General features: G+C 66.7%; 19 protein-coding genes. 14 read left to right on the top strand and 5 right to left on the bottom strand.

Annotated elements, in window-relative coordinates:
- Positions 1-76 precede the first annotated feature (76 nt).
- Genes ODR01_RS03385 through ODR01_RS03355 form a run of 7 tightly spaced genes read left to right on the top strand, consistent with a single transcriptional unit; the run spans position 77 to position 8,064 of the window.
- A complete protein-coding gene (locus ODR01_RS03385; RefSeq protein WP_316976177.1) occupies positions 77-607 on the top strand; it encodes a c-type cytochrome in 531 nt (176 codons plus the stop codon).
- Positions 604-1,389 carry a histidinol-phosphatase gene (hisN, locus tag ODR01_RS03380; RefSeq protein WP_316976176.1) on the top strand — a complete coding sequence of 262 codons (786 nt, stop codon included), beginning with the start codon at positions 604-606 and terminating at the stop codon, positions 1,387-1,389. Before ODR01_RS03385 ends, hisN begins: the two co-directional genes overlap by 4 nt.
- A gap of 4 nt (positions 1,390-1,393) precedes the next feature.
- Positions 1,394-3,232, top strand: a complete 1,839-nt coding sequence (locus tag ODR01_RS03375; protein ID WP_316976175.1) for an extracellular solute-binding protein — start codon at positions 1,394-1,396, stop codon at positions 3,230-3,232.
- 6 nt (positions 3,233-3,238) lie between these two features.
- Positions 3,239-4,342 (top strand): microcin C ABC transporter permease YejB, encoded by a 1,104-nt coding sequence (locus ODR01_RS03370; RefSeq protein WP_316976174.1) that lies wholly within the window; start codon positions 3,239-3,241, stop codon positions 4,340-4,342.
- A 4-nt stretch (positions 4,343-4,346) separates the two neighbouring features.
- Positions 4,347-5,462, top strand: coding sequence for an ABC transporter permease (locus ODR01_RS03365; RefSeq protein ID WP_316976173.1), 1,116 nt, complete (start codon positions 4,347-4,349; stop codon positions 5,460-5,462).
- The gene (locus ODR01_RS03360) at positions 5,459-7,084 is read left to right on the top strand and encodes an ABC transporter ATP-binding protein (RefSeq protein ID WP_316976172.1); all 1,626 of its coding nucleotides are present in this window, start codon (positions 5,459-5,461) and stop codon (positions 7,082-7,084) included. The genes ODR01_RS03365 and ODR01_RS03360 overlap by 4 nt, the downstream gene beginning before the upstream one ends.
- Positions 7,085-7,128: 44 nt before the next feature.
- Complete coding sequence (locus tag ODR01_RS03355) at positions 7,129-8,064, top strand: 2-hydroxyacid dehydrogenase (protein ID WP_316976171.1); 936 nt, start codon at positions 7,129-7,131, stop codon at positions 8,062-8,064.
- Between the two features lie 9 nt (positions 8,065-8,073).
- Here the strand turns inward: ODR01_RS03355 and ODR01_RS03350 are convergent, their stop codons facing one another.
- From ODR01_RS03350 to ODR01_RS03330, 5 genes are all read right to left on the bottom strand, one after another.
- Positions 8,074-8,886 (bottom strand): undecaprenyl-diphosphate phosphatase, encoded by an 813-nt coding sequence (locus ODR01_RS03350; RefSeq protein ID WP_316976170.1) that lies wholly within the window; start codon positions 8,884-8,886, stop codon positions 8,074-8,076.
- 101 nt (positions 8,887-8,987) lie between these two features.
- Entirely contained in the window at positions 8,988-10,430 is a 1,443-nt protein-coding gene (locus tag ODR01_RS03345) for a glutamate synthase subunit beta (protein ID WP_316976169.1), read from the bottom strand.
- A 6-nt stretch (positions 10,431-10,436) separates the two neighbouring features.
- A complete protein-coding gene (gltB, locus tag ODR01_RS03340) occupies positions 10,437-15,059 on the bottom strand; it encodes a glutamate synthase large subunit (protein ID WP_316976168.1) in 4,623 nt (1,540 codons plus the stop codon).
- A 350-nt stretch (positions 15,060-15,409) separates the two neighbouring features.
- Positions 15,410-15,766 carry a hypothetical protein gene (locus ODR01_RS03335; RefSeq protein ID WP_316976167.1) on the bottom strand — a complete coding sequence of 119 codons (357 nt, stop codon included), beginning with the start codon at positions 15,764-15,766 and terminating at the stop codon, positions 15,410-15,412.
- A gap of 116 nt (positions 15,767-15,882) precedes the next feature.
- Positions 15,883-17,490, bottom strand: a complete 1,608-nt coding sequence (locus ODR01_RS03330; protein WP_316976166.1) for a phosphoenolpyruvate carboxykinase — start codon at positions 17,488-17,490, stop codon at positions 15,883-15,885.
- A gap of 446 nt (positions 17,491-17,936) precedes the next feature.
- On the opposite strand from ODR01_RS03330, the gene ODR01_RS03325 reads away from it, so the two are divergent.
- From ODR01_RS03325 to ptsP, 7 genes are all read left to right on the top strand, one after another.
- Positions 17,937-18,632, top strand: coding sequence for a response regulator transcription factor (locus tag ODR01_RS03325; RefSeq protein ID WP_316976165.1), 696 nt, complete (start codon positions 17,937-17,939; stop codon positions 18,630-18,632).
- Between the two features lie 7 nt (positions 18,633-18,639).
- A complete protein-coding gene (locus tag ODR01_RS03320) occupies positions 18,640-20,265 on the top strand; it encodes a stimulus-sensing domain-containing protein (protein WP_316976164.1) in 1,626 nt (541 codons plus the stop codon).
- Between the two features lie 65 nt (positions 20,266-20,330).
- A complete protein-coding gene (locus ODR01_RS03315; RefSeq protein WP_316976163.1) occupies positions 20,331-20,765 on the top strand; it encodes an HPr kinase/phosphorylase in 435 nt (144 codons plus the stop codon).
- Between the two features lie 18 nt (positions 20,766-20,783).
- Entirely contained in the window at positions 20,784-21,746 is a 963-nt protein-coding gene (gene rapZ / locus ODR01_RS03310) for an RNase adapter RapZ (RefSeq protein WP_316976162.1), read from the top strand.
- 41 nt (positions 21,747-21,787) lie between these two features.
- The gene (locus ODR01_RS03305; protein ID WP_316976161.1) at positions 21,788-22,195 is read left to right on the top strand and encodes a PTS sugar transporter subunit IIA; all 408 of its coding nucleotides are present in this window, start codon (positions 21,788-21,790) and stop codon (positions 22,193-22,195) included.
- A complete protein-coding gene (locus ODR01_RS03300; RefSeq protein WP_316976160.1) occupies positions 22,192-22,497 on the top strand; it encodes an HPr family phosphocarrier protein in 306 nt (101 codons plus the stop codon). Before ODR01_RS03305 ends, ODR01_RS03300 begins: the two co-directional genes overlap by 4 nt.
- Before the next feature lie 20 nt (positions 22,498-22,517).
- Positions 22,518-24,281, top strand: a complete 1,764-nt coding sequence (gene ptsP, locus ODR01_RS03295; protein ID WP_316976159.1) for a phosphoenolpyruvate--protein phosphotransferase — start codon at positions 22,518-22,520, stop codon at positions 24,279-24,281.
- The last annotated feature ends 85 nt before the right edge of the window (positions 24,282-24,366 follow it).

Here is a 24,366-nt window from a genome sequence, read left to right as displayed (position 1 = left end):
GCGGTTGCATGTGTGCGGTTATTGAGGCTAAGTTTCCCGCGCGTCGGGTGCCGAGCCAACAAACAAGGGTTGTTTGATGGGATTCACGTTTCTTCAGAAATTTGGCGCCGCCGTGCTGGTCACCGTGTGGCTGGTGTGGGGCAGCAACATGATCGGCAACATGGTCGTCCCGGTGAGAGAACCCCCGCCATCCAGCGGGACGCCAACCGCCGCCGCGCCGTCCGGGGCCGCCCAGGCGAAGGACGCCCCCATCGAGGACATCAAACCCCTGCTGGCCTCCGCCCCCGTCGATCAGGGCGAAACGCTGTTCAAGAAATGCACGGCCTGCCACACCGGCGAAAAGGGCGGCGCCAACAAGGTCGGCCCCAATCTGTGGAACGTGGTCGGCGGCCCCAAGGCCCATTCCGAGGCGTTCAGCTATTCGAACGCGCTCAAAGAGAAGGGCGGTGAGTGGAGCTACGACGACCTCAACCATTTCATCGCCAGTCCCAAGGCCTTCGCGCCGGGTACCAAGATGACCTTCGCCGGCTTCAAGAAGGCCGAGGAGCGCGCCGCCCTCATCGCCTATCTGCGTACGCTGGCCGATTCGCCCGCGCCCCTTCCATGACCGCAGCCCCCCGCCCGCAGGACGACCTTTTGGCGCTGGCCGGCCGGCTGGCCGACGCGGCCGGCGCGGTTGCCATGCGGTACTTCCGGGGGGCGCTGGCCATCGACGCCAAGGCCGACGCCTCGCCGGTCACCGTCGCCGACCGCGAGGCCGAAATGGCCATGCGCGCCATCCTCGAAGCCGAATGCCCCGACCACGGCATCTTCGGCGAGGAACACGGGCGGGCCCGCCTGGACGCCGAGTACGTGTGGGTGCTCGACCCCATCGACGGCACCAAGTCCTTCGTCATCGGCAAGCCGCTGTTCGGCAACCTGATCGCGCTGCTGCATTTGGGCCGGCCGCTGGTGGGCATCATCAACTGCCCGGCCCTGAACGAGCGCTGGGTGGGCATGACCGGCCGGCCGAGCACGCTGAACGGCAAGCCGATCAAGGCCCGCGCCGGCGTCGCGCCGGCCGCCGCGTGGCTGGCGACGACGACGCCCGAAATGTTCACCGGCGCCGACGCCGAGGCCTTCGCCCGCCTGAGAAAAGGCGTGCGCCACGCCGTCTATGGCGGGGATTGCCATTCCTACGGGCTGCTGGCCTCGGGCAGTCTCGACCTGGTGGCCGAGGCCAACATGCAGCCCTACGACTACATGGCGCTGGTGCCGGTGATCGAGGGGGCCGGCGGCGTCGTCACCGATTGGCGGGGCGCGCCGCTGTCGCTTGAATCGGACGGCCGGGTGCTGGCCGCCGGCGATGCGGCGCTGCATGCCGCCGCCGGGCGGCTGCTTGCCGGTTGACGGGATGCGCCTGATCGCCGCCCTCGTCGCCCTCCTCGTCGCCGCCCCCCTCGCGGCCGGCGCCGCAGAACCGATCAAAAGGCACGGCATCGCCATGCATGGGGAACCCAAGTACAGCCCCAACTTCACCCATTTCGACTACGTCAATCCCGACGCCCCCAAGGGCGGCACCGTGCGCCTGGACGGCGTATCGGGCACGTTCGATACCTTCAATCCCTTCAACGCCAGAGGCACGCCGGCCAGTGCCGTCGGATTGGCCTTCGATACCCTGATGGTGGCAAGCGCCGACGAGCCGTTCACCAAGTACGGCCTGCTCGCCGAATCCTTCGAAGTGCCGGAGGATCGCTCCTGGATCGTCTTTCACCTGCGCCCGGAGGCGCGCTGGCATGACGGCCGACCGATCACCGCCGAGGACGTCGAATTTTCCTTCCGTACTTTGGTCGAGAAGGGCGCTCCGCTGTACCGGTTCTATTACCAGAGCGTGTCCAATGTCGCCGTGCTCGACGAGCGGACCGTCAAGTTCACGTTCGCGCCCGGCGACAACCGCGAACTGCCGCTGATCCTGGGCGAGATGCCGGTGCTGCCGAAGCACTACTGGAAGGATCGCGACTTCGGCGCGGCAACCCTGGAGCCGCCGCTGGGCAGCGGCCCCTACAAGGTTTCCCGCTTCGAAACCGGCCGCTTCGTCGAGGTCGAGCGGGTCAAGGACTACTGGGGGAAAGACCTGCCGGTCATGCGCGGCCAGTACAACTATGACCGCATCCGATTCGTCTATTTTCGCGACCGCACGGTCACCCGGGAAGCCCTGAAGGCCGGGCGAATCGACTTTTTCTCCGAGAATTCGGCCAAGGAGTGGGCCATAGCCTACGATGTCGCCGCGGTGCGCGACGGGTTTCTCAAGAAGGAGAGGTTCCTCGACAAGAGCAGCGGCGGCATGCAGGCGTTCTACATGAACACCCGCCGGCCGATCTTCGGCGATCGCCGGGTGCGCCAGGCGCTGGCCTACGCCTTCGACTTCCAGTGGACGAACAAGAACATCTACTATGGCCAGTACGAGCAGCCGGCGAGCTATTTCGCGCCGACCGAACTGGCGGCCTCGGGTCTGCCACAAGGCGAGGAACTGGAGATCCTGGAACGCTATCGCGGTCGCGTGCCCGACGAGGTCTTCACAGAGGTCTACACGGTGCCGAAAACCGACGGCAGCGGCTGGCCACGCGAGAACCTGAAGATCGCCTTCGCAAAACTGGCCGAGGCCGGCTGGGTGGTACGTGATCTCCGGCTGGTCAATGCCGAAACCGGCGAGCCCTTCGGCTTCGAGTTCCTCTACGGCGACCAGGCGCAGGAGCGCGTGCTGCTGCCGTTCGTGCGCAACCTGAAGCGCCTGGGCATCGATGTCCGGCTGCGCTTGGTCGACGCGGCGCAGTACATCAATCGGTTCCGAGCCACGGATTTCGACATGATGATCATGAACAATGCCCAGTCGCTGTCGCCGGGCAACGAGCAGCGCGAGTACTGGGGATCGGAGGCGGCCGAGCGGCCAGGCAGCCGCAATATCGCCGGCATCAAGGACCCGGTGATCGACGAACTGATCGACCTGGTGATCGCGGCGCCAACCCGCGAGAGCCTGATCCAGAGGACGCGGGCGCTCGATCGCGTCCTGCTGTGGGGGCACTACGTCATTCCCCAACTCATCGCGCCGTACGACCGATTTCTTTTCTGGGACAAGTTCGGCCGCCCCGCCGTCACGCCTTTGAACGGGCCCAGCCCGTACTACTGGTGGATCGATCCCGAAAAGGACAGGGCGCTGGCAGAACGGCGCCGCCAGGAACAAACGGAGGAGTAAGCCCCGATGCTGGCCTATATCCTGCGCCGTCTGCTGCTGATCGTTCCGACCCTGTTCGGCATCATGGTCGTCAACTTCGCCATCGTGCAGGTGGTACCCGGCGGACCCGTCGAACAGGTGATCGCGCAGTTGACCGGGCAGGGCGGAGCGGCGACCAGCCGGATCAGCCGCGCCAGCAGCGACCTGGCGCCCGGCGCGCCGTCGCGCGCCGGCGGGGACGAACAGAGCCGGTATCGCGGTGCCCAAGGCCTCGACCCGGAATTCATCAAGTCCCTGGAACGTCAATACGGCCTCGACAAACCGGCCGGCGAGCGTTTTTGGCTGATGATGAAGAGCTATGTGGCATTCGATTTTGGCGAGAGCTATTTCCGCGGTCGCCCGGTGATCGACGTGGTGCTGGAAAAGATGCCGGTATCGATCTCGCTCGGGGTATGGACGACGCTGCTCACCTACCTGATTTCGATTCCTCTCGGCATTGCGAAAGCCCGGCGCGACGGCACCCCGTTCGACGTCTGGACCAGCGCCGCCATCATCGTCGGTTACGCGGTACCGTCGTTTCTGTTCGCGGTGTTGCTGATTGTCGTCTTCGCCGGCGGCACCTATCTCGACTGGTTCCCGCTGCGCGGACTGACCTCGGACAACTGGGAGAGCCTGAGCTGGCCGGCCCGCATCGCCGACTATTTCTGGCACATCACGCTGCCCGTCATCGCCATGTCGATCGGCGGCTTCGCCACGCTGACGATGCTGACCAAGAACTCTTTTCTCGATCAGATCAACCAGCAGTACGTGACGACCGCCCGCTCGAAGGGCCTGGCCGAACGCCGGGTGCTTTACGGCCACGTCTTCAGAAACGCCATGCTGATCGTCATCGCCGGGTTTCCGGGAGCGTTCCTCTCGATCCTCTTCACCTCGTCGCTGCTCATCGAGGTGGTCTTCTCGCTCGACGGGCTCGGCCTGCTCGGTTTCGAGGCGGCGCTCAATCGCGACTACCCGATCATGTTCGGCACGCTTTTCTTCTTCTCGCTCCTCGGCCTGCTGATGAAACTGATCGGCGACATCACCTATACCATTGTCGATCCCCGCATCGACTTTGAACGGCGCGGAGCCTAGCGCCATGAACGCCGCCGCCGTATCCCGGTCGCGCCTTTCCCCGATCACCCGGCGACGACTGCACAATTTCCGCGCCAACCGCCGCGGCTTCTGGTCGCTGTGGATCTTCCTGGCCATTTTCGTGGTCAGCCTGTGCGCCGAATTCGTCGCCAACGACAAGCCGTTTCTGGTCTACTTCGACGGCTCCGTGTACACGCCGATCTTCAAGGCCTACCCCGAAACCACGTTCGGAGGCGACTTCGAAACGGCAACCGACTACAAGGATCCTTACGTGCGCGGCCTCATCGACGCCAAGGGTTGGATGATCTGGCCCCTGATCAAGTACGATCACCAGACCGTCGCCTGGGACCTGCCGATGCCCGCGCCCTCGCCGCCCAGCGCCGAGCACTGGCTGGGGACCGATGATCAGGCCCGCGACGTCGTCGCCCGCCTGATATACGGCTTTCGCATCTCGGTGCTGTTCGGCCTGGTGCTGTCTCTCGGTTCCACGGTAATCGGCGTGGCGGCCGGCGCCGCGCAGGGTTACTTCGGCGGCTGGACCGATCTGCTGTTCCAGCGCTTCATCGAGATCTGGTCCGGGCTGCCGACGCTTTACCTGCTGATCATCCTGGCCAGCGTGGTGGAGCCCAATTTCTGGTGGCTTTTGGGTATCATGCTGTTGTTTTCCTGGATGGCGCTGGTCGACGTGGTGCGGGCCGAATTTCTGCGCGCCCGCAATCTCGACTACGTACGCGCCGCCCGCGCCTTGGGCGTTTCCAACCTCAAGATCATGTTCAAGCACATCCTGCCCAACGCCATGGTGGCGACCATGACCTTCCTGCCTTTCATCCTGGCGGGCTCGGTCACCACGCTGACGGCGCTCGACTTCATCGGCTTCGGCCTGCCGGCCGGCTCGGCCTCGCTGGGCGAACTGCTGGCCCAAGGCAAGGCCAACCTGCAGGCCCCGTGGCTGGGGTTAACCGGCTTCTTCTCGATCGCCGTCATGCTGAGCCTCCTGATCTTCATCGGCGAGGCCGTGCGCGACGCCTTCGATCCCCGCAAGGTTTTCGCCGCCCCGCCCGCCAAGGAGGACGCCAGCGGCCGCCCGGCCACCCCCGATAGCGCAAAGGCCGCCTCATGAGCCCGCTGCTCGACGTCACCGACCTCCACACCTCGTTCGGCCGCGGCGAGCGCGAGGTCAAGGCCGTGCGCGGCATCTCGTTTTCCGTGAACAAGGGCGAAAGCGTCGCCCTGGTCGGCGAGAGCGGCTCGGGCAAGTCGGTGACGGCGCTGTCGGTCCTTCAGTTGCTGCCCTATCCGCAGGCCCACCACCCGGCGGGCAGCGTCGTCTTCGCCGGCGAGGAGCTGCTGGGGGCCGGCCGGGCCCGCCTGCGGGCGCTGCGCGGCAACCGCATCGCCATGATCTTCCAGGAGCCGCTGTCCTCGCTCAACCCGCTGCACAGCATCGAGCGGCAGATCAGCGAGGTGCTGTTCGTCCACAAGATGATGAGCCGGCGCCAGGCCCACGAGCGGGTCGAGGAGCTGCTCCGCCTGGTCGGCCTGGAGGAGGGAATCGCCCGCCTCGACGCCCTGCCTCACGAGTTCTCGGGCGGCCAGCAGCAGCGCGTCATGATCGCCATGGCGCTGGCCAACGAGCCCGACCTTTTGATCGCCGACGAACCGACCACCGCGCTCGACGTCACCGTGCAGGCCCAGATCCTCAAGCTTCTCCGGGAATTGCAGGCCAAGCTCGGCATGGCGCTGCTGCTGATCACCCACGATCTGGGCATCGTGCGCCACATGGCCGAGCGGGTGTGCGTGATGAACGACGGCGAGATCGTCGAGCAGGGCAAGGCCGAGGACATCTTCTCGCGCCCGGCCCATCCCTATACGCAGCGCCTTCTCGCCGCCGAGCCTTCCGGGCGGCCGCAGCCGGCCGACGGCGCGGCGGCCGAAATCATGCGGGCCGACGATGCCAAGGTGTGGTTCCCCATCCGCAAAGGCCTGCTGCGCCGCACCGTCGATCACGTCAAGGCGGTGGACGGGATCACTCTGTCGGTCAGGGCCGGCCAGACACTGGGCGTGGTCGGCGAAAGCGGCTCGGGCAAAAGCACGCTGGGCCGGGCCCTTCTGCGCCTGGAAAGGAGCGAGGGCGCCATCGTCTTCAAGGGCGAGAACCTGCAGGGCCGTTCATGGAAGGCGCTGCGGCCGCTGCGCCGGCACATGCAGATGGTTTTCCAGGACCCTTACGGCAGCCTGAGCCCACGCCTTTCGATCGGCCAGATCATCGAGGAGGGGCTGCTGGTTCACGGCCTCGGCGGTTCGCGGGACGAGCGCCGCGCCCTGATCGGCGGGGCGCTCGAAGAGGTGGGGCTCAAGGCCGACATGCAGGACCGCTATCCCCACGAGTTCTCGGGCGGCCAGCGCCAGCGCATCTCGATCGCCCGCGCGCTGGCCCTGCGCCCCGAGTTCATCGTGCTCGACGAACCGACCAGCGCGCTCGACATGTCGGTGCAGGCGCAGATCGTCGACCTGCTGCGCGACCTTCAGCGGCGCCACGGCATCGCCTACGTGTTCATCAGCCACGACCTCAAGGTGGTGCGCGCGCTGGCCCACGACGTCATCGTCATGCGCCGCGGCCAAGTGGTCGAGTCGGGACGGGCCGACGCCGTGTTCGCCGATCCCAAGCAGCCCTACACGCGCGCCCTGATGGCCGCCGCCTTCGACCTCAAGGCCGATGACAGCGGCGTCGTCGCCACCTAAAGTCGCCCCCGACGCCATCATCGCAAGACGGGGAGAAACGCCGCATGGCCATTCTGTTCATGAGCACGCACGCCGGCGACGCCGAGGACTACCTGCCGCTGCTGAAGGGCCATCTGCCCGACCAGGACATCCGGGTGTGGCCCGACGCCGTCGGCGATCCGGCCGACATCGAGATTGCCGTCATCGCGGTCCCGGCGCCGGGCGTGCTGGCCGGGCTGCCCAACCTCAAGGCCGTGCTGTCGTTGTGGGCCGGCGTCGATTCCCTGCTCGGCGATCCCACCTTTCCCCGCCACATCCCGCTGGCCCGCATGGTCGACCCGCTGCTCGGCGTCGACATGACCCACTTCGCCATCCACTGGGTGCTGCACTTCCACCGCGGGCTGCACCGCTACGCCGCCCTGCAGGGACGGGCCGAGTGGCATCCGGTGGCCTATCCCGAGGCGGCGGAAAGACGGGTCGGCATCATGGGACTTGGCGTGCTGGGCAGCGACGCCGCGCTTAAGCTCGCCTCCCTGGGCTTCGCGGTCGCCGGCTGGGACGCGCTTGCGAAATCGCTGGCCGGCGTCGAGACCTTCGCCGGCGCCGGGCGGCTTTCGGATTTCCTGAAGCGCACCGAGATCCTGGTCGTGCTGTTGCCGCTGACCCCCGAAACGCGGGGCATCGTCAACGCCGAGACCCTGGCGGCGTTGCCGCGGGGGGCCTTCCTGATCAGCCTGGCCCGGGGCGGCCACATCATCGAGGCCGACCTGCTGGCGGCCCTCGATTCGGGCCACCTCTCGATGGCCCTGCTCGACGCCTTCCGCCACGAGCCCTTGAAAGCGGACCATCCGTTCTGGCACCACCCCAAGGTCATCGTCACGCCCCACGTCGCCAGCCATACGACGCCGCGCACGGCGGCGGCTGAAATCGCCGTCGACGTCAGGCGGCTGCTGTCAGGAGGGATGCCGCGCCACCTGGTGGACGTCACGCGCGGATACTGAAAAGAGACGTCAGAGGCCCCAGCCGTAGCCGAGAGCGAGCAGGGCGATGCCCACCGCCACGCGGTAGATGACAAAGGGCGCGAAGGTGGAGCGCCGAAGCCAGGCCATCAGCACAGCAATGGCGATCAGCGCCGCCACGAAGCTGAGAAGGGCGGCCATGACGGCGGCGCCGGAGATCTGGCCGTCCGGCAACGACACCAGGCCGATCCCCTTGACGACGACGAGGCCGAGCAGGGCCGGAATGGACAGCAGCATCGAGAAACGCGCGGCGTCGATCCGCTCGAACCCCAGCAGGCGGGCAGCCAGCATGGTGACGACCGGGCGGCCGGCCCCGGGCACCAGAGCCGCCATCTGGGCGATGCCGATGACCACGGCGTCGCTGAGCGCCAGGTGTTCGACCCGGCGGATGGTCATGCCGGAATGGTCGGCCATGAAAAGGGCGATGCCGAAGCCCAGCATCGACCACCCCACCACCCGCACGCTGGCGATGCCGCCCGGCAGATAGCGCTCGAACAAAAAGCCGGCGGCGATGAGGGGAAGGGTGGCGATCGCCAACTGAAAGGCCAGACGCACCCCGCTGGCGCCGCCGCGCCGGCCGGTGAAATAGCGGAAAACCCCCACCGCCATCGCCCACAGGTCGCGCCACAGATAGGCCGCCACGGCGCCCAGCACGCCCAGATGGACAGCCAGTTCGATGGCCGGCCCCCGGTTCAGCCATCCGGCTAGCGGGGATACCACCGCCAGATCGGCCGACGAACCGACCGGCAGGAATTCAGTAACCCCCTGGACGAGGGCCAACACCGCAACATGTAGAATATCCACGGTCTTCATGCCCCGACATGTTGCGGATTTATAGCATCCCGCGCGTTTCTCCCCAAGCCTCATTTGGCTTGGGAAGGCGCGAGACGGGGCGACCGCGTGGCCTAGCGGGGAAGAACGGTGGTCCCCATCAGGTATTCGTCGACGGCGCGGGCGCACTGGCGCCCCTCGCGGATCGCCCACACCACCAGGGACTGGCCGCGCCGCATGTCGCCGGCGGCGAACACCTTGTCCACGCTGGTGCGATAGTCCTGGGTGTTGGCGTCGACATTGCCCCGGGCGTTGAGGCCGATGCCGATTTCCTTGAGCATCCCCTCGTGGACCGGATGGACGAAGCCCATGGCCAGCAGCACGAGGTCGGCCTTGACCACGAAGGTGCTGCCCGGCACCTCTTCCATGACCATGCGGCCGCTGTCGTCCTTGCGCCATTCGACGCGCACCGCCTCGAGCCCGGTGACGCGACCGTCCTCGCCCAGGAAGCGCTTGGTGGCCACCGTCCACTCGCGCCGGCAGCCCTCTTCCTGGGAGGACGAGGTCATCAGCTTCAACGGCCAGTTGGGCCAGGTCATCAGCTTGTTTTCCTGGGCCGGCGGCTGCGGCAGGATCTCGAATTGGGTCACCCAGCGGGCGCCCTGACGGACCGAGGTGCCGATGCAGTCCGACCCGGTATCGCCGCCGCCCAGCACGATCACCCGCTTGTCCTGGGCGGTGATGGGCTCCAGGTTGCGCAGGTATTCGTGGGCGATCCGCTTGTTCTGCTGGGTCAGGAACTCCATGGCGTAGTGGATGCCGCGCAGCTCGCGGCCCGGTACCGGCAGGTCGCGCGGCTTTTCGGAACCGCCGGCCAGCACTACCGCGTCATAGTCCTTGAGCAGCTGCTCGGCCGGAAAGGTGACTCCGACGTGGACGCCGGGCAGGAAGCGCACGCCCTCGGCCTGCATCTGGCCCATGCGGCGGTCGATCAGCCGCTTGTTCATCTTGAAGTCGGGAATGCCATAGCGCAGCAGCCCGCCGGCCCTGGCGTTCTTCTCGAAGACGATGACGCGATGGCCGGCCCGGGCCAGCTGCTGGGCGCAGGCCATGCCGGACGGGCCGGAACCGACCACGGCCACCCGCTTGCCGGAACGGTGGGTCGGGATCAGCGGCCGAATCCATCCTTCCTTCCAGGCCTTGTCGACGATCGAGCACTCGATGGTCTTGATGGTGACCGGCTCGCTGTTCAGGTTCAGCGTGCAGGCCTGCTCGCACGGCGCCGGGCAGACGCGGCCGGTGAATTCCGGGAAGTTGTTGGTCGAGTGCAGGACGTCGGACGCCTCGCGCCAACGGTTCCGGTACACCAGATCGTTCCACTCGGGGATGATGTTGTTGACCGGACATCCCGAGTGACAAAAGGGGATGCCGCAATCCATGCAGCGCGCACCCTGGCGGCTGGCGTCGCTGTCCTCCATCGGGAGGATGAACTCCTCGAAATGGCGGATGCGGTCGCTGGCCGGCTCGTAGGCATGGTCCTGCCGTCGAAACTCGACAAATCCAGTTGGCTTACCCATGAGTGATCACTTCTCCTGGGGGCTGTCGCCCGCCCTCTCTCTCGGTCGCAACCCTCCCATTCGGATCTTCTGGAGCGCCTCCCGGTAGTCGGTGGGCAGAACCTTGACGAACTTGGGCAGGCTATCCTCCCAGTTCTCCAGGATCTCGCGGGCACGCTCGCTGCCGGTATAGTTCAGATGACGCTTGAGAATCCACTTCAGGCGCGGCGCGTCGTCGCCCAGCATGTCGGCGAACAGGTGTTCGCGGCTGATGGTGTCGGGCAGCATCTCGTCTTCGGGAATGGATTCGAGCGTCACCATCTCGGTGTTGCAGCGGCGCTCGAAGGTGCCGTCCTCGTCGAAAACGTAGGCCACGCCGCCGCTCATGCCGGCGGCGAAGTTGCGGCCGGTCTTGCCGAGAACGACGGCGACGCCGCCGGTCATGTATTCGCAGCCGTGATCGCCGGCACCCTCGACCACCGCGATGGCGCCCGAGTTGCGCACGCAGAACCGCTCGCCGGCAACGCCACGGAAATAGCATTCACCGGAAATCGCCCCGTAGAGGACGGTATTGCCGATGATGATATTGTCCTCCGGCTTGAGCCGGCTGTCGGACGGCGGCCGCACCACCAGCCGGCCGCCGCTCAGGCCCTTGCCGACATAGTCGTTGGCGTCGCCCTCGAGCTCGATGGTGATCCCGTGCGCCAGCCAGGCGCCCAGGCTCTGGCCGGCCGTGCCCTTCGCCTTGATGACGATGGTGTCTTCGGGCAGGCCCTTGTGGCCGTACCGTTTCGCCACCTCGCCCGACAGCATGGCGCCGATGGTGCGGTTGACGTTGCGCACCGCCGTTTCGATGATCACCGGCTCCCGCTTCTCCAGGGCCGGCATGGCCTTCTCGATCAGCAGCCGGTCGAGAGCCCCTCCCAGCTGGTGGTCCTGGTCCTCGCACTTGTAGCGGGCCACGTCGGGGCCAGCCTCGGGATAGTGGAGCAGGCGTCCCAGGTCGAGGCCGTGGGCCTTCCAGTGGTCGGAAGCCTTGCGGGTATCCAGGCGATCGACGCGCCCGATCATCTCGTTGACCGTGCGGAAGCCCATCATCGCCATGATCTCGCGGAATTCCTCGGCGATGAAGACCAGGAAATTGACCACGTGCTCGGGCTTGCCGATGAACCGCTTGCGCAGGTTCGGGTCCTGGGTGGCGATGCCGGTCGGGCAGGTGTTCAGATGGCACTTGCGCATCATCAGGCAGCCCTGGCTGATCAGGGCGCCGGTGGCGAAGCCGAACTGGTCGGCGCCGAGCAGGGCGCCGATGGCGACGTCCCGGCCGCTTCGCAAGCCGCCGTCCACCTGCACGGCGATGCGGCCGCGCAGATTGTTGAGCACCAGCGTCTGCTGGGTCTCGGCCAAGCCGACTTCCCACGGGCTGCCGGCATGCATGATCGAGGTCAGCGGGCTGGCGCCGGTGCCGCCCTCGTGGCCGGAAATCAGCACGCCGTCGGCCTTCGCCTTGGCGACGCCGGCGGCGACGGTGCCGACCCCAACCTCGGAGACCAGCTTGACGCTGACCGTGCCCTCGGGGTTGACGTTCTTGAGGTCGAAGATGAGCTGTTTCAGATCCTCGATCGAATAGATGTCGTGGTGCGGCGGCGGCGAGATCAGGCCGACGCCCGGCGTCGAATGGCGGACGTGGGCGATCGTCGAGTCGACCTTGTGGCCGGGCAGCTGGCCGCCCTCGCCGGGCTTGGCGCCCTGGGCCATCTTGATCTGCATGTCGTCGGCGTTGACCAGGTATTCGGCGGTCACGCCGAAGCGCCCCGAGGCCACCTGCTTGATGGCCGAACGCAGCGAATCGCCGTTGGGAAGCTTCTGGAATCGCTCCGGCTCCTCGCCGCCCTCGCCGGTGTTGGAGCGGCCGCCCAGCCGATTCATGGCGATGGCCAGCGTGGTGTGGGCCTCGTACGAAATGGAGCCGAACGACATGGCGCCGGTGCAGAAGCGCTTGACGATCTCGGACACCGGCTCGACCTCGTCGAGCGGTACCGGCTTGTCGGCCGGCTTCAGCTCCAGCAGCCCGCGCAGGTTCATCAGGCGCTGGCTCTGCTGGTTCACCAGGTCGGCGTACTCGCGGTACAGCGCGCGGTCGTTGGCGCGCACCGCGTGCTGGAGCTTGGAGATGGTCTCCGGCGTCCAGATGTGGTCTTCGCCGCGCAGGCGGAACGCCATTTCGCCGCCGACGTCCAGCGCGTCCTTGAGGATGGTGGCGTTGCCATAGGCGTCGCGGTGACGGCGCACCGTCTCTTCGGCAATCTCGGTCAGCCCGATGCCGCCGATGCGCGACGCGGTGCCGGTGAAATAGGCGTCGACGAAATCCTGCGACAGCCCGACGGCGTCGAAGATCTGGGCCCCGCAATAGGACTGGAAGGTCGAGATGCCCATCTTCGACATCACCTTCAGCACGCCCTTCTCGATGGCCTTGACGTAGCGGTGGTGGATCTCCTCCTCGTCCAGGGTGTCCGGCAGCTCCGGCCGCAGCGCCGACAGCGTCTCGAACGCCAGGTAGGGGTTGATCGCCTCGGCGCCATAGCCGCCCAGCAGACAGAAGTCGTGAACCTGGCGGACCTCGCCGGTTTCCACCACCAGTCCGACCTCGGTGCGCAGCCCCTCGCGGATGAGGTGGTGGTGCACCGCGGCGACGGCCAGCAGCGACGGAACGGCCACGTGGTCGGCGTCCATCAGGCGGTCCGACAGGATGATGATGTTGTAGCCGGCCAGCACCTTGTTCTGGGCGTCCAGGCAGATCCGGCGCACCGCCTCTTCCATGCCGGGGGCGCCGAGGTCGGCCAGATAGCAGATGTCCACGGTGTAGGTGCGAAACGCGTTGTCCACCTTCTCGTGGATGTGGCGGATCCGTTCCAGGTCGACGTTGGAGAGGATCGGCGAGCGCACCTCGAGGCGCTTGTGGGCGCCGCCGCTTTCCAGATCGAGCAGATTGGGCCGGGGGCCGATCAGCGACACCAGCGACATGACCAGTTGCTCGCGGATGGGATCGATGGGCGGGTTGGTCACCTGCGCGAAGTTCTGCTTGAAGTAGTCGAACAGTGACTTCGAGCGGCGCGACAGCACGGCCAGCGGGATGTCGCGGCCCATCGAACCGACCGGATCCTGGCCGCCCACCGCCATCGGCGCCAGGAAGAACTTGATGTCCTCCTGCGTGTAGCCGAAGGCCTGCTGGCGGTCGAGCAGGATGCCGGCGTCGGGTGCCATCGCCGCCACCTCGGTGGGTAGATCCTCGACATGGATCTGGGTGGACTTGAGCCACTGCAGGTAGGGCTTGGCCGTGGCCAGCTGGTCCTTGATCTCGTCGTCGTCGACGATGCGCCCCTGCTCCAGATCGATCAGGAACATCTTGCCCGGCTGCAGCCGCCACTTCTTGACGATCCGCTCCTCGGGCACCGGCAGCACGCCGACCTCGGAAGCCATGATCACCTTGTCGTCGTCGGTCACCACGTAACGGGCCGGCCTGAGGCCGTTGCGGTCCAGCGTGGCGCCGATCTGGCGGCCGTCGGTGAAGGCGACGGCGGCGGGGCCGTCCCACGGCTCGATGAGGGCCGCGTAGTATTCGTAGAAGGCCTTGCGCTTCTTGCTCATCAGCGGGTTGTTGTCCCACGCCTCGGGGATCATCAGCATCATGGCGTGGGCCAGCGAATAGCCGCCGGCGACCAGCAGTTCGAGCGAGTTGTCGAAGGTGGCCGAGTCCGAGTTGCCGTCGCCGATCAACGGCCACAGCTTCTCCAGGTCGTCGCCCAGGATCTCCGACTTCATGTTGTGGCGCCGGGCCAGCATCCAGTTGATGTTGCCGCGCAGCGTGTTGATCTCGCCGTTGTGGCAAAGATAGCGGAACGGCTGCGCCAGTTCCCACGACGGGAAGGTGTTGGTCGAAAACCGCTGATGGACCAGGGCCAGGGCCGATTCGAAACGCGGGTCCTTGAGATCGGGATAGAAGACGTCGATGGCGTTGGCCATCAGCATGCCCTTGTAGAGCACCGTGCGCGACGAGAAGCTGGGAATGTAGAGGCGCGATTCGGTACGATCCTCCTCGTAGTCCCAAATGGCGTGGTGGGCCTGCTTGCGGGCGACGAACAGCTTGCGCTCGAAGGCGTCCTGGTCGGGACAGTTCTTGCCGCGGGCGACGAAGACCTGGCGGATGTGGGGTTGGTTTCGCTTGACGCTGTAGCCCAGGCAGGAAGGATCGATCGGCACGTCGCGCCAGCCCAGCACCTTCTGGCCTTCGGCCTCGAAGATCCGCTTGATGGTGGCCTCGTGGCGGGTCCGGGTCTTGGCGTTCTGGCTCAGGAACAGCATGCCGACGGCATAGTCGCCGGCCGGCGGCAGATCGAAGCCGAGCTTGGCGCACTCCTCGCGGAAGAAGCGGTCCGGGATCTGCGTCAGAATGCCGGCGCCGTCGCTGGCCTTGGGATCGGCGCCGACCGCGCCCCGGTGGTCGAGGTTGACCAGGATCTGCAGACCGTCGCTGACGATGGCGTGGCTTTTGCGATTTTTAATGTCGACGACAAACCCGACACCGCACGAATCATGCTCGTTGCGGGGATCGTACAGCCCTTGTCTTTCGGGGAAGCCGGAAAAAGTCATCGCGCTCACTCCGTTACGTCCACTGCCGGCGGTGCTCTTTACATGTGTCGGTCGATTCCACCAAGCCAAAAATCGCGCTTCGGTCATTTCCGTGCGCGGCCGTCCCCCCTTGCCCAGGGCGCCGCTCTCCGGAGGTCCAGGTTTCAACCTTCCGGGAGCATTCCGGTCGCTGTCTTGGCGTCGGTTGTTCGAAAGGTGGCTTCGACCCAGGGAGTCCCTCCCGCACGGCGCACCGCTCCGCCGGGTCCCTAACCGACAAATGGTATCATCACCGATGATTTAAAGGGAAGACAGCCGTCACATTTTCCGGTTGGGTGCGGCCCATCCCCGGCGCCGCCCGCGGGGAACAATCAATCGGCGCGCCGGCCGCCGGCTTGCCGCGGGTTCGGGGCCTGCTCCCGGCCGATCCGCTCCAGCCCGTCGTGCAGCGCCTCCAACCGGCCATGGTGTTCGCTCTGGACCTTGCCCAGCGCCTCGGCCTTCTTCTGGAAATCGGCGATGCGGTCCGCCGATTCGTCCGCTTTGCGCTCCAGCCCGCCCACCTTTGCCATGCAGCCGTCGATGGCCTCGCGTACGGCGCGAAGATGGGTTTCCACAAATTGCTGGTTCTGGCGTTCGATCCGTCTGACCACGTCGTTGACGAACCACAGCGCCGCCAGGGCGACCAGCAGCGCGATGACGCCGAATACGGTTCCGATCCCTTCCATCCGACCCTCACCAGCCGTCCGGCCGACGGACATCAGGGCGATTGAATAGGAAAAAGCCGGGTCGGACAAGTCCGACCCGGCTTTTGGATCCCTGCCGTCGACTGGGTGCGATCGGTTCAGTCGGCGGGGCGGATGGCGATCGCGCGGACCTTTTCGTCCACTTGGTCCTCGAACTGCTGGAAGTTCTTGGCGAAGCGGCGGGTCAGGTCGCGGGCGGTGGCGTCATAGGCGGCCTTGTCCTTCCAGGTGTTGCGGGCCGACAGGATCTCGGCCGGCACGTCCGGGCAGGACTGCGGGACCATGACCCCGAAATTCGGGTCCTTGGTCATCGGCACGCCGTCCAGCTTGCCGTCCAGAATGGCGTTCACCATGGCCCGGGTGTGGGCGATCTTGATGCGCGCGCCGACGCCGACGCCGCCGCCGCTCCAGCCGGTGTTGACCAGCCAGCAGGTGGCCTTGTGCTCGGCCATCTTCTTGCCGAGCAGGTCGGCATAGACGGTGGGCTTGCGCGGCAGGAAGGGGGCGCCGAAACAGGTCGAGAAGACGTCCTGCGGCTCCTTCACCCCCGCCTCGGTGCCGGCCAGCTTGGCGGTGTATCCCGAAAGGAAGTGGTACATCGCCTGCTCGGGCGTGAGCTTGCTGACCGGCGGCATGACGCCGAAGGCGTCGCAGGTCAGCATGACGATGTTCTTCGGATGGCCGCCGACTCCGCTGGGCGAGGCGTTGGGGATGTGCGACAGCGGATAGGACGCCCGCGTGTTCTCGGTCAGCGAGCCGTCGTCGAGGTCGAGACGGCGCTCGTCCATATGCATCATCACGTTTTCGAGAATAGTGCCGAACCGCCTGGTGGTGGCGTAGATCTCGGGTTCCGCCTGGGCGCTGAGATTGATGACCTTGGCGTAGCAGCCGTGCTCGAAGTTGAAGACGCCCTTCGGGCCCCAGCCGTGCTCGTCATCGCCGATCAGGGTGCGCGAACTGTCGGCCGACAGCGTCGTCTTGCCGGTTCCCGACAGGCCGAAGAAAATGGCGGTCTCGCCGTTCGGCCCCTGGTTGGCCGAGCAATGCATGGGCAGGATGCCCTTCGCCGGCAGCATGTAGTTGAGGATGCTGAAGATCGACTTCTTGATCTCGCCGGCATAGCTGGTGCCGCCGATGAGAACGAGGCGCTTGGCGAAGTGAATGACGATGAAGACGCCCGAACGGGTGCCGTCGGTCTCCGGCTCGGCGTGGAAGCGCGGGGCCTGGATGACGGTGAATTCCGGCTTGAAGGTCTTGATGTCCTCGCGGGACGCCCAGAAGAACATGTTGCGGGCGAACAGATTGTGCCAGGCGGTTTCGGTAATCACGCGGATCGGGAAACGCAGTTCCGGATCGGCCACCGCGAAGCAGTCCTGGATGAAGATGTCCCGCCCCTGGAGATAGGCGAGCATGCGGCGATGCAAGCCGTCGAACTGCGCCTCGGTCATCGGGCGGTTGACGTTGCCCCACCAGACCGAATCCCGGCTCTCCGGCTCGTCGACGACGAACTTGTCGTTGGGCGAGCGCCCGGTGTGGTGGCCGGTTCGGGTGACCAGGGCCCCGCCATGGGCCAGGGTGGCCTCGCCGCGGCGCACCGCCTGTTCGTAAAGGGCCGGCGTGGGGAAATTCCAGAACGCCATGCCGAAGTTCTGAATTCCATGGTTCTTCAAGCCGTAAGGGCTGACGAAAGGTCCAAATTCCTGCACTGTTTCGTTCTCCTGCTCTTGAGGGGGAAACCCTGCGCCCCAAGCGTCGTTTTTCGTTGGCCGTCTTCCCCAAGGGAAGGCCGGCGCTGCTGAGTCCATGCGCAATGTCAAATTTCTTGTTCTTCGATGAGCGTCTCAGCTCAGCCGGCCGTCGTGACGGCCGGCATGCGCAAGTCCGATCCCGGCTATTTACGCAAAATCTCGGGACAACGCATTAGAAATATCATGTCAGCCGATAAAAAATGCCAGCGCTTCTTCCGGTATTTCGGAATCGCTCCCCGCCGGCCCGGGCCGGCCGGATCTCCGGCGATGCCGCTCGGCCATACCACAAGGGTATTGATTCCGCTATAATTTCGCCACAAACACACCATCCATATCTCGTCACGCGCTGTCCCAATCGTCCAGAAGCCCTTGGGATCGGCACCGATCGCAGAGAGGGGGCTGCCATGCCGCATACCGTCGCCTTGGTCGATGACGACCGCAACATCCTGACCTCGGTTTCCATGGCCCTGGAGGCGGAGGGCTTCGTCGTGCACACCTACCGCGACGGCTACGAAGCCCTGGACGGTATCGAACGCCGGCCGGTCGACCTGGCGGTGCTCGACATCAAGATGCCGCGCATGAACGGCATGGAATTGCTGGAGCGACTCCGCCAGAAGGGCAGCCTGCCGGTCATCTTCCTGACCTCGAAGGACGACGAGATCGACGAGATGCTGGGCCTTCGGATGGGCGCCGACGACTACATCAAGAAGCCGTTCTCCCAGCGCCTTCTCATCGAGCGCATCCGCGCCGTCCTGCGCCGTTTCGACAGCGAGGACGTGCCGGCCGGCGGCGGCGAGGATTGCTTCGAGCGCGGGCCGCTGAACATGGACGCGGTGCGCCACATGTGCACGTGGCACAGCAAGCCGGTCAACCTGACCGTCACCGAGTTCCTGTTGCTCCAGGCCCTGGCGCGCCGGCCGGGTCACGTCAAGACCCGCGACCAGCTGATCGACGCCGCCTACGGCGAAAACATCTACGTCGACGACCGCACCATCGACAGCCACATCAAGCGGCTGCGCAAGAAGTTCAAGGACATCGACCCCGACTTCACCGAAATCGAAACCCTCTACGGCGTCGGCTACCGCTACCGGCAAGGTTGACGACGCCGTGGCCTCGTGGGGGACGGACAGCAGCAGACCGCGCCGACGCGCCCTTTCGCCCATCACCGGGCGGATCCTGGCCCTCAACCTGGTGGCGTTGGGCGTTCTGGTGGCGGGCCTGCTGTATCTGGGCGAGTATCGCAAAAACCTGATCGCCGCCGAACTGGCCGCGCTGGGCAAGCAAGCCGAGATGTCGGCCGCCGCCATCGGCGAAGGCTCGGTCATCACCGGCTCGTCGGAGCCGGCCGTCGGCCACCAGGCGCTGTCGCCCGCCGACGCCCGCCAGATGGTCCGCCGCCTGGTCGAGCCGACGGACACCCGGGCGCGGCTGTTCGGCGCCGACGGCGTGCTCATCGTCGACAGCCGCATGCTTTTCGGGCCGGGCGGCATGGTCCAGGTCGAGGAGCTGCCGCCGCCGGACGACAAGTCCGGCGTCATCGAAGAGCTGCTCGCCTTCTACGATTTCATCGTCACCCTCATTCCCGGCTTCGAGCCGCTGCCCGCATACCGCGAGAATTCCATCCAGCAGGCGGCCGACTACCGCGAAGTGGTCGGCGCGCTCAACGGCGACGTCACCCACGCCGTGCGGACCACCGAGCGCGGCATGATGCTCACCGCCGCCGCGCCGGTGCAGCGCTACAAGCAGGTCCTGGGCGCCCTCATGCTGTCGACCGATTCGCGCGGCATCGACAACGCCCTCTACGACGTGCGACTCGACATCCTCAAGGTCTTCGCCGTGGCCCTCAGCGTCACCGTGCTGCTGTCGCTGTACCTGGCCAGCACCATCGCCCGGCCGATCCGCCGTCTTGCCGACGCCGCGGAAAGCGTGCGCCACGCCCGCAACCGCAGCGTCGTCATCCCCACCTTCCCCGGCCGCGACGACGAGATCGGCGAGCTGGCCCAGGTGCTGAACGAGATGACCGAGGCCCTGTGGCAGCGCATGGACGCCATCGAGGGCTTCGCCGCCGACGTCGCCCATGAGATCAAGAATCCGCTGACCAGCCTTCATTCCGCCGTCGAGACGATATCGCGGGTGAGCGACCCCGCCCAGCAGCGCAAGCTGATGGGAATCATCCAGGACGACGTCCGCCGCCTGGACCGGCTGATCACCGACATCTCGGACGCCTCGCGCCTGGACGCCGAACTGTCGCGGGCCGAACTGGAGGCCGTCAACCTGAGCGGCCTCCTGGGCGTGGTGGTCGACATCCAGCGGACCACCGGCGCCGGCGGTCCGGACATCGCGCTCGACATCCCGGGCGAGCGCGAGTTCCGGGTCAGGGGAATCGAGGGGCGGCTGGTACAGGTGTTCCGCAACCTGATCGCCAACGCGGTGTCGTTCAGCCCGCCCGGCGGCAAGATCGCCGTGCGGGCGCAAGAGCGGCCCGGCGCCGTCGAGATCGAGATCGTCGACGAGGGGCCGGGCATTCCGGCGGGCAAGGAGCGCGACATTTTCGAGCGGTTCTATTCGGAACGCCCGGTCGGCGAAAAGTACGGCACCCATTCCGGCCTTGGGCTCAGCATCTCAAAGCAGATCGTCGAGACGCACGGCGGCCGCGTCTGGGCCGAGAACCGCCTCGACGAGGCCGGCAATACGCGGGGTGCCCGTTTCGTCGTCTGGCTGCCCATCCTTTGACGGCGGCCGCCCAGGCCACGCCAGACGATTGACAGGCCCCGGCGCCGGCTCCACCCTGCGACCCCATGGAACAGGTTCATGCCTCCTGCGTCGCGGTGGACGGCCTTGGCGTGCTCATCCGCGGGGAGCCGGGAAGCGGCAAGTCGGATCTGGCGGCGCGCCTCATCGATGAGGGCGGCCACCTGGTCGCCGACGATCGGGTGGACCTCGCCCGGCGCGACGGCGCCCTGATCGCCCGCGCCCCCGCCGCCATCGCCGGCCTCCTGGAAGTCCGGGGCGTCGGCATCCTGCGCATGGCGCACCTGGCCGAGGCGGCGGTCGGCCTTGTCGTCGACATGGTCGGGCGGGACGAGGTCGAACGGGTTCCCGAATCCGCCATCTGTGATTATATGGGAGTGGCCGTGCCGCTGTTGCGGGTATGGCCGTTCGAACCGTCGGCCGCCGCCAAGATACGCTTCGCCGTGGCGGCGCTGAAAGGGTCGGTATCGTGGGTTTCGTGATCCAGGGAAAGACCGGTCATGCCCGTTTCCGTCGATGACCGTCGGGCGACGCCCGCCCGCGATCGGGCCAAGACGCGCGAGGTGCTGCTGGTCACCGGCATGTCGGGGGCCGGCAAGACGTCGGCCTTGAAGGCGCTGGAGGATCTCGGCTACGAGGCGGTCGACAACCTGCCCCTGTCGCTTCTCGGCAACCTCGTGCTGCCGAGCCAGCGCAGCGTGGACGCCCCCGGGTTCCACGGCGCGCTGGCCATCGGAATCGATATCCGCACGCGCGACTTCGGCGCCGAAACCTTCGCCCGCGAACTCGGCCGGCTGCGGGCCGACGCCAACCTTTCGGTCAAGGTGCTGTTCCTCGACTGCGACGACGACGAACTGAGCCGCCGCTACGTCGAAACCCGGCACCGCCACCCGCTGGCCGTCGACCGCCCGGTCCAGGACGGCATCGCCCACGAGCGGCAGCTTTTGGCCCCGACGCGCGAATCCAGCGACCTCGTCATCGACACCACGCGCCTGCCGCTGGGCGACCTCAAGCGCCTTCTCGAAGGGCATTTCGGCCTGGGCGACAAGCCGGCGCTGTCGGTGTTCGTCACCTCGTTCGCCTTCCGCCAGGGCATCCCGCGCGAGGCCGATCTCGTTTTCGACGTGCGTTTCCTGGCCAATCCCCATTATGATCCCGCGTTGCGGCCGCTGACCGGACGCGACGGCACGGTCGCCGAATTCATTACCGGGGACACCGACTTCGCCGGCTTCTTCGGGAATCTCTGCCGGCTTCTCGGGCCTCTGCTGCCGCGCTACGCGGCGGAAGGAAAAAGCTATCTGACGATCGCCATCGGCTGTACCGGCGGCCGTCACCGTTCGGTGTTCGTGGCCGAACGCCTGGCGAAATGGCTGGAAGAGCAGGGAATCGGAGTCCACCTGAGTCATCGGGAACTGGACCTGCCGGCCGTTCATCGAAAACTGGACGTTCCGGCCAAGGCGTAATAAGGAAGAACGGCAACTCGGATGCAAGGACCGCTCGACACATGATCGGAATGGTGCTCGTGACCCACGGTCGGCTGGCCGAAGAACTGGTGGCCGCGCTGGAACATGTCGTTGGCCCGCAGACCAATGTCGCGGCGATCGGCATCGGCCCCGACGACGACATGGAGGAGCGCCGTGCCCAGATCATGGAAAGCGCGGTGAAGGCCGACGAGGGCGAAGGCGTCGTCGTGCTGACCGACATGTTCGGCGGCACGCCCTCCAATCTCGCCATCTCGATCATGGACAAGACCCACGTCGAGGTGATCGCCGGCGTCAATCTGCCGATGCTCATCAAGCTGGCCAGCGTGCGCACCAGCGAGCCGCTGACCAAGGCGGTGGTCAGCGCCCAGGAAGCCGGGCGCAAGTACATCAACATCGCCTCGCAGTTGCTGACCCAGGAAAAGTCATGACCCCCCGGCGGCTCAGCCCCGGCCCGCAGGACGAGGCGTTCATCGTCAATCCGGTGGTCATCCGCAACGAGCGCGGCCTGCATGCCCGGGCCGCCAGCAAGTTCGTCAAGCTGGTCGCCGGCTTCGAGGCCGACGTCACCGTGACCAAGGGATGCCAGACCGTATCCGGCCATTCCATCCTGGGCCTGATGATGCTGGCGGCGGGACCGGGCAGCGAGATCGTCATCGCCACCCGCGGGCCCGAGGCGGCCGAGGCCGCCGCCGCCCTGTGCGGCCTGGTCGACGCCAAGTTCGAGGAATAGGGGCCGCCGGGTCGCCCACGATGGCTGGAAAGACATCCAAGGAGAAGCATCTCAAGGGGCTCGGGGTCTCTTCGGGAATCGGCATCGGCGTTGCCCGGGTGCACGACGACGGCGCCGTCCGCATCCCCCACTACCGCATCGCGGCGCGCGACGTCGAGGCGGAGCGCGGCCGATTCCGCGACGCCATCGCCAGAACCCGCCGGCAGATCCGCAAGCTCCAGGACAAGGCCCGCGAGATCCCCGGCTCGGCCAGCGACGAAATCGTCATGCTGTTCGACGCCTATCTGCAAATGCTGGCCGACTCGCGCCTGGTGCGCGGCGTCGAGGCGCGGATCGCCGGCCGGCGGCTTAACGCCGAGGCCGCCGTCGAGGCCGAGGTCGCCGCCATCGGCGAGAGCTTCGCGGCCATCGGCGACGCCTACATCACGGCCCGCATCGCCGACATCCGCGACGTCGGCTCGCGCCTCATCCGCAACCTGACCCGGGCCCCGGAAACGCCGGTTTCGGGGCTGCCCAAGGGCAGCATCGTGGTCGGTGGCGAACTGACCCCGGCCGACACCGCCCGGCTGCAGCCGCACCGCATCGCCGGCGCCGTCGCCGTCCTGGGCGGCGCCGAGGGCCATACCGCGATCATGGCCCGCGCGCTTTCGATCCCCACCGTGCTGGGCGTGTCCAACCTGCTGAAGTATGTGCGCACCGGCGACACCCTGGTCATCGACGGCACGAGCGGCCACATCGTCGTCAACCCGACGCCCGCCACGCTGGCCGTCTACGCCAAGCGCCGCGAGGAGCGGACCGCCGAAAAGCGCCTGTTGGTGCGCCTGCGCCGCCAGCCCGCCGTGACGCGCAACGGCACCGCCATCATGCTGCAGGCCAACGTCGAGTTGCCCATCGAGATGGGCATGGTCAAGCAGTCGGGCGCCATCGGCATCGGCCTTCTGCGCACCGAGTTCATGTTCATGAACCGCGACGACATTCCCGGCGAGGAAGACCAGTATCAGGCCCTGCGCGGGATCGTCGAGGCGATGAACGGCCGGCCGGTGACCATCCGCACGCTGGACATCGGCGGCGAGAAGATTTCCGACACCCTGGTCGGCAATTTCGGGCAAAGCGTGGCCTCGCCCCTGGGTTTGCGCGGCATCCGCCTGTCGCTGTCCAGGATCGACATCCTGGAAGCCCAGTTCCGGGCCATCCTGCGCGCCGCGGCGCACGGACCGATCCGCATCCTGCTGCCGATGGTGACGACCTGCTCGGAGGTCCGCCGGGCCCGCACCCTGCTGGAGCGGGTGGCCCGCCGGCTCAAGCGCGAGGGGATCAAGGTCCCGCGTCCGCTGCCCCCTTGCGGCGTCATGATCGAGGTGCCCGCCGCCGCGCTGGCCGCCGACGCGCTGAGCCGCATCTGCGATTTCTTCGCCATCGGGACCAACGACCTCATCATGTACACGCTGGCCACCGACCGCGCCGACGAACAGGTAGCGCCCCTTTTCGATCCGCTGCACCCCGCCGTGCTCCGCCTCATGCAAGGGGCGGCGGAAGCGGCCATGCGGGCCGCCATCCCGGTCAGCATCTGCGGCGAGATGGCGGGCGACCCCCGCTTCACCGCCCTGCTGCTCGGCCTCGGCTTTCGCAACCTGTCGATGGCGCCCGCCAACGTGCCGCGGGTCAAGAAGCGCATCCGCGCGCTCGATCTCGACGCCGCCACCCAGCGGGCCCGCATCATCATGGACCAGGTGGACAGCGGGCGCATCGCCGCCCTGCTCGACGATTTCAACGCGTTGGCCTGAGCGCCGACACGCTTCTTCGCTTGAAAAACATATAAAGATTTCTTTATAACCTTCATCCCCTCGTCGTCCCGCCGTCCCCGGCGAA

The sequence above is a fragment of the Shumkonia mesophila genome (assembly GCF_026163695.1).
Lineage (GTDB): Bacteria > Pseudomonadota > Alphaproteobacteria > Rhodospirillales > Shumkoniaceae > Shumkonia > Shumkonia mesophila.
This window is presented reverse-complemented; position numbering and strand designations above follow the sequence as displayed.

Coding starts and splice junctions, on each gene's coding strand:
- ODR01_RS03385 (WP_316976177.1), top strand. CDS start 77: ATGGGATTCACGTTTCTTCAGAAATTTGGCGCCGCCGTGCTGGTCACC.
- hisN (WP_316976176.1), top strand. CDS start 604: ATGACCGCAGCCCCCCGCCCGCAGGACGACCTTTTGGCGCTGGCCGGC.
- ODR01_RS03375 (WP_316976175.1), top strand. CDS start 1,394: ATGCGCCTGATCGCCGCCCTCGTCGCCCTCCTCGTCGCCGCCCCCCTC.
- ODR01_RS03370 (WP_316976174.1), top strand. CDS start 3,239: ATGCTGGCCTATATCCTGCGCCGTCTGCTGCTGATCGTTCCGACCCTG.
- ODR01_RS03365 (WP_316976173.1), top strand. CDS start 4,347: ATGAACGCCGCCGCCGTATCCCGGTCGCGCCTTTCCCCGATCACCCGG.
- ODR01_RS03360 (WP_316976172.1), top strand. CDS start 5,459: ATGAGCCCGCTGCTCGACGTCACCGACCTCCACACCTCGTTCGGCCGC.
- ODR01_RS03355 (WP_316976171.1), top strand. CDS start 7,129: ATGGCCATTCTGTTCATGAGCACGCACGCCGGCGACGCCGAGGACTAC.
- ODR01_RS03345 (WP_316976169.1), bottom strand. CDS start 10,430: ATGGGTAAGCCAACTGGATTTGTCGAGTTTCGACGGCAGGACCATGCC.
- gltB (WP_316976168.1), bottom strand. CDS start 15,059: ATGACTTTTTCCGGCTTCCCCGAAAGACAAGGGCTGTACGATCCCCGC.
- ODR01_RS03335 (WP_316976167.1), bottom strand. CDS start 15,766: ATGGAAGGGATCGGAACCGTATTCGGCGTCATCGCGCTGCTGGTCGCC.
- ODR01_RS03325 (WP_316976165.1), top strand. CDS start 17,937: ATGCCGCATACCGTCGCCTTGGTCGATGACGACCGCAACATCCTGACC.
- ODR01_RS03315 (WP_316976163.1), top strand. CDS start 20,331: ATGGAACAGGTTCATGCCTCCTGCGTCGCGGTGGACGGCCTTGGCGTG.
- rapZ (WP_316976162.1), top strand. CDS start 20,784: ATGCCCGTTTCCGTCGATGACCGTCGGGCGACGCCCGCCCGCGATCGG.
- ODR01_RS03305 (WP_316976161.1), top strand. CDS start 21,788: ATGATCGGAATGGTGCTCGTGACCCACGGTCGGCTGGCCGAAGAACTG.
- ODR01_RS03300 (WP_316976160.1), top strand. CDS start 22,192: ATGACCCCCCGGCGGCTCAGCCCCGGCCCGCAGGACGAGGCGTTCATC.
- ptsP (WP_316976159.1), top strand. CDS start 22,518: ATGGCTGGAAAGACATCCAAGGAGAAGCATCTCAAGGGGCTCGGGGTC.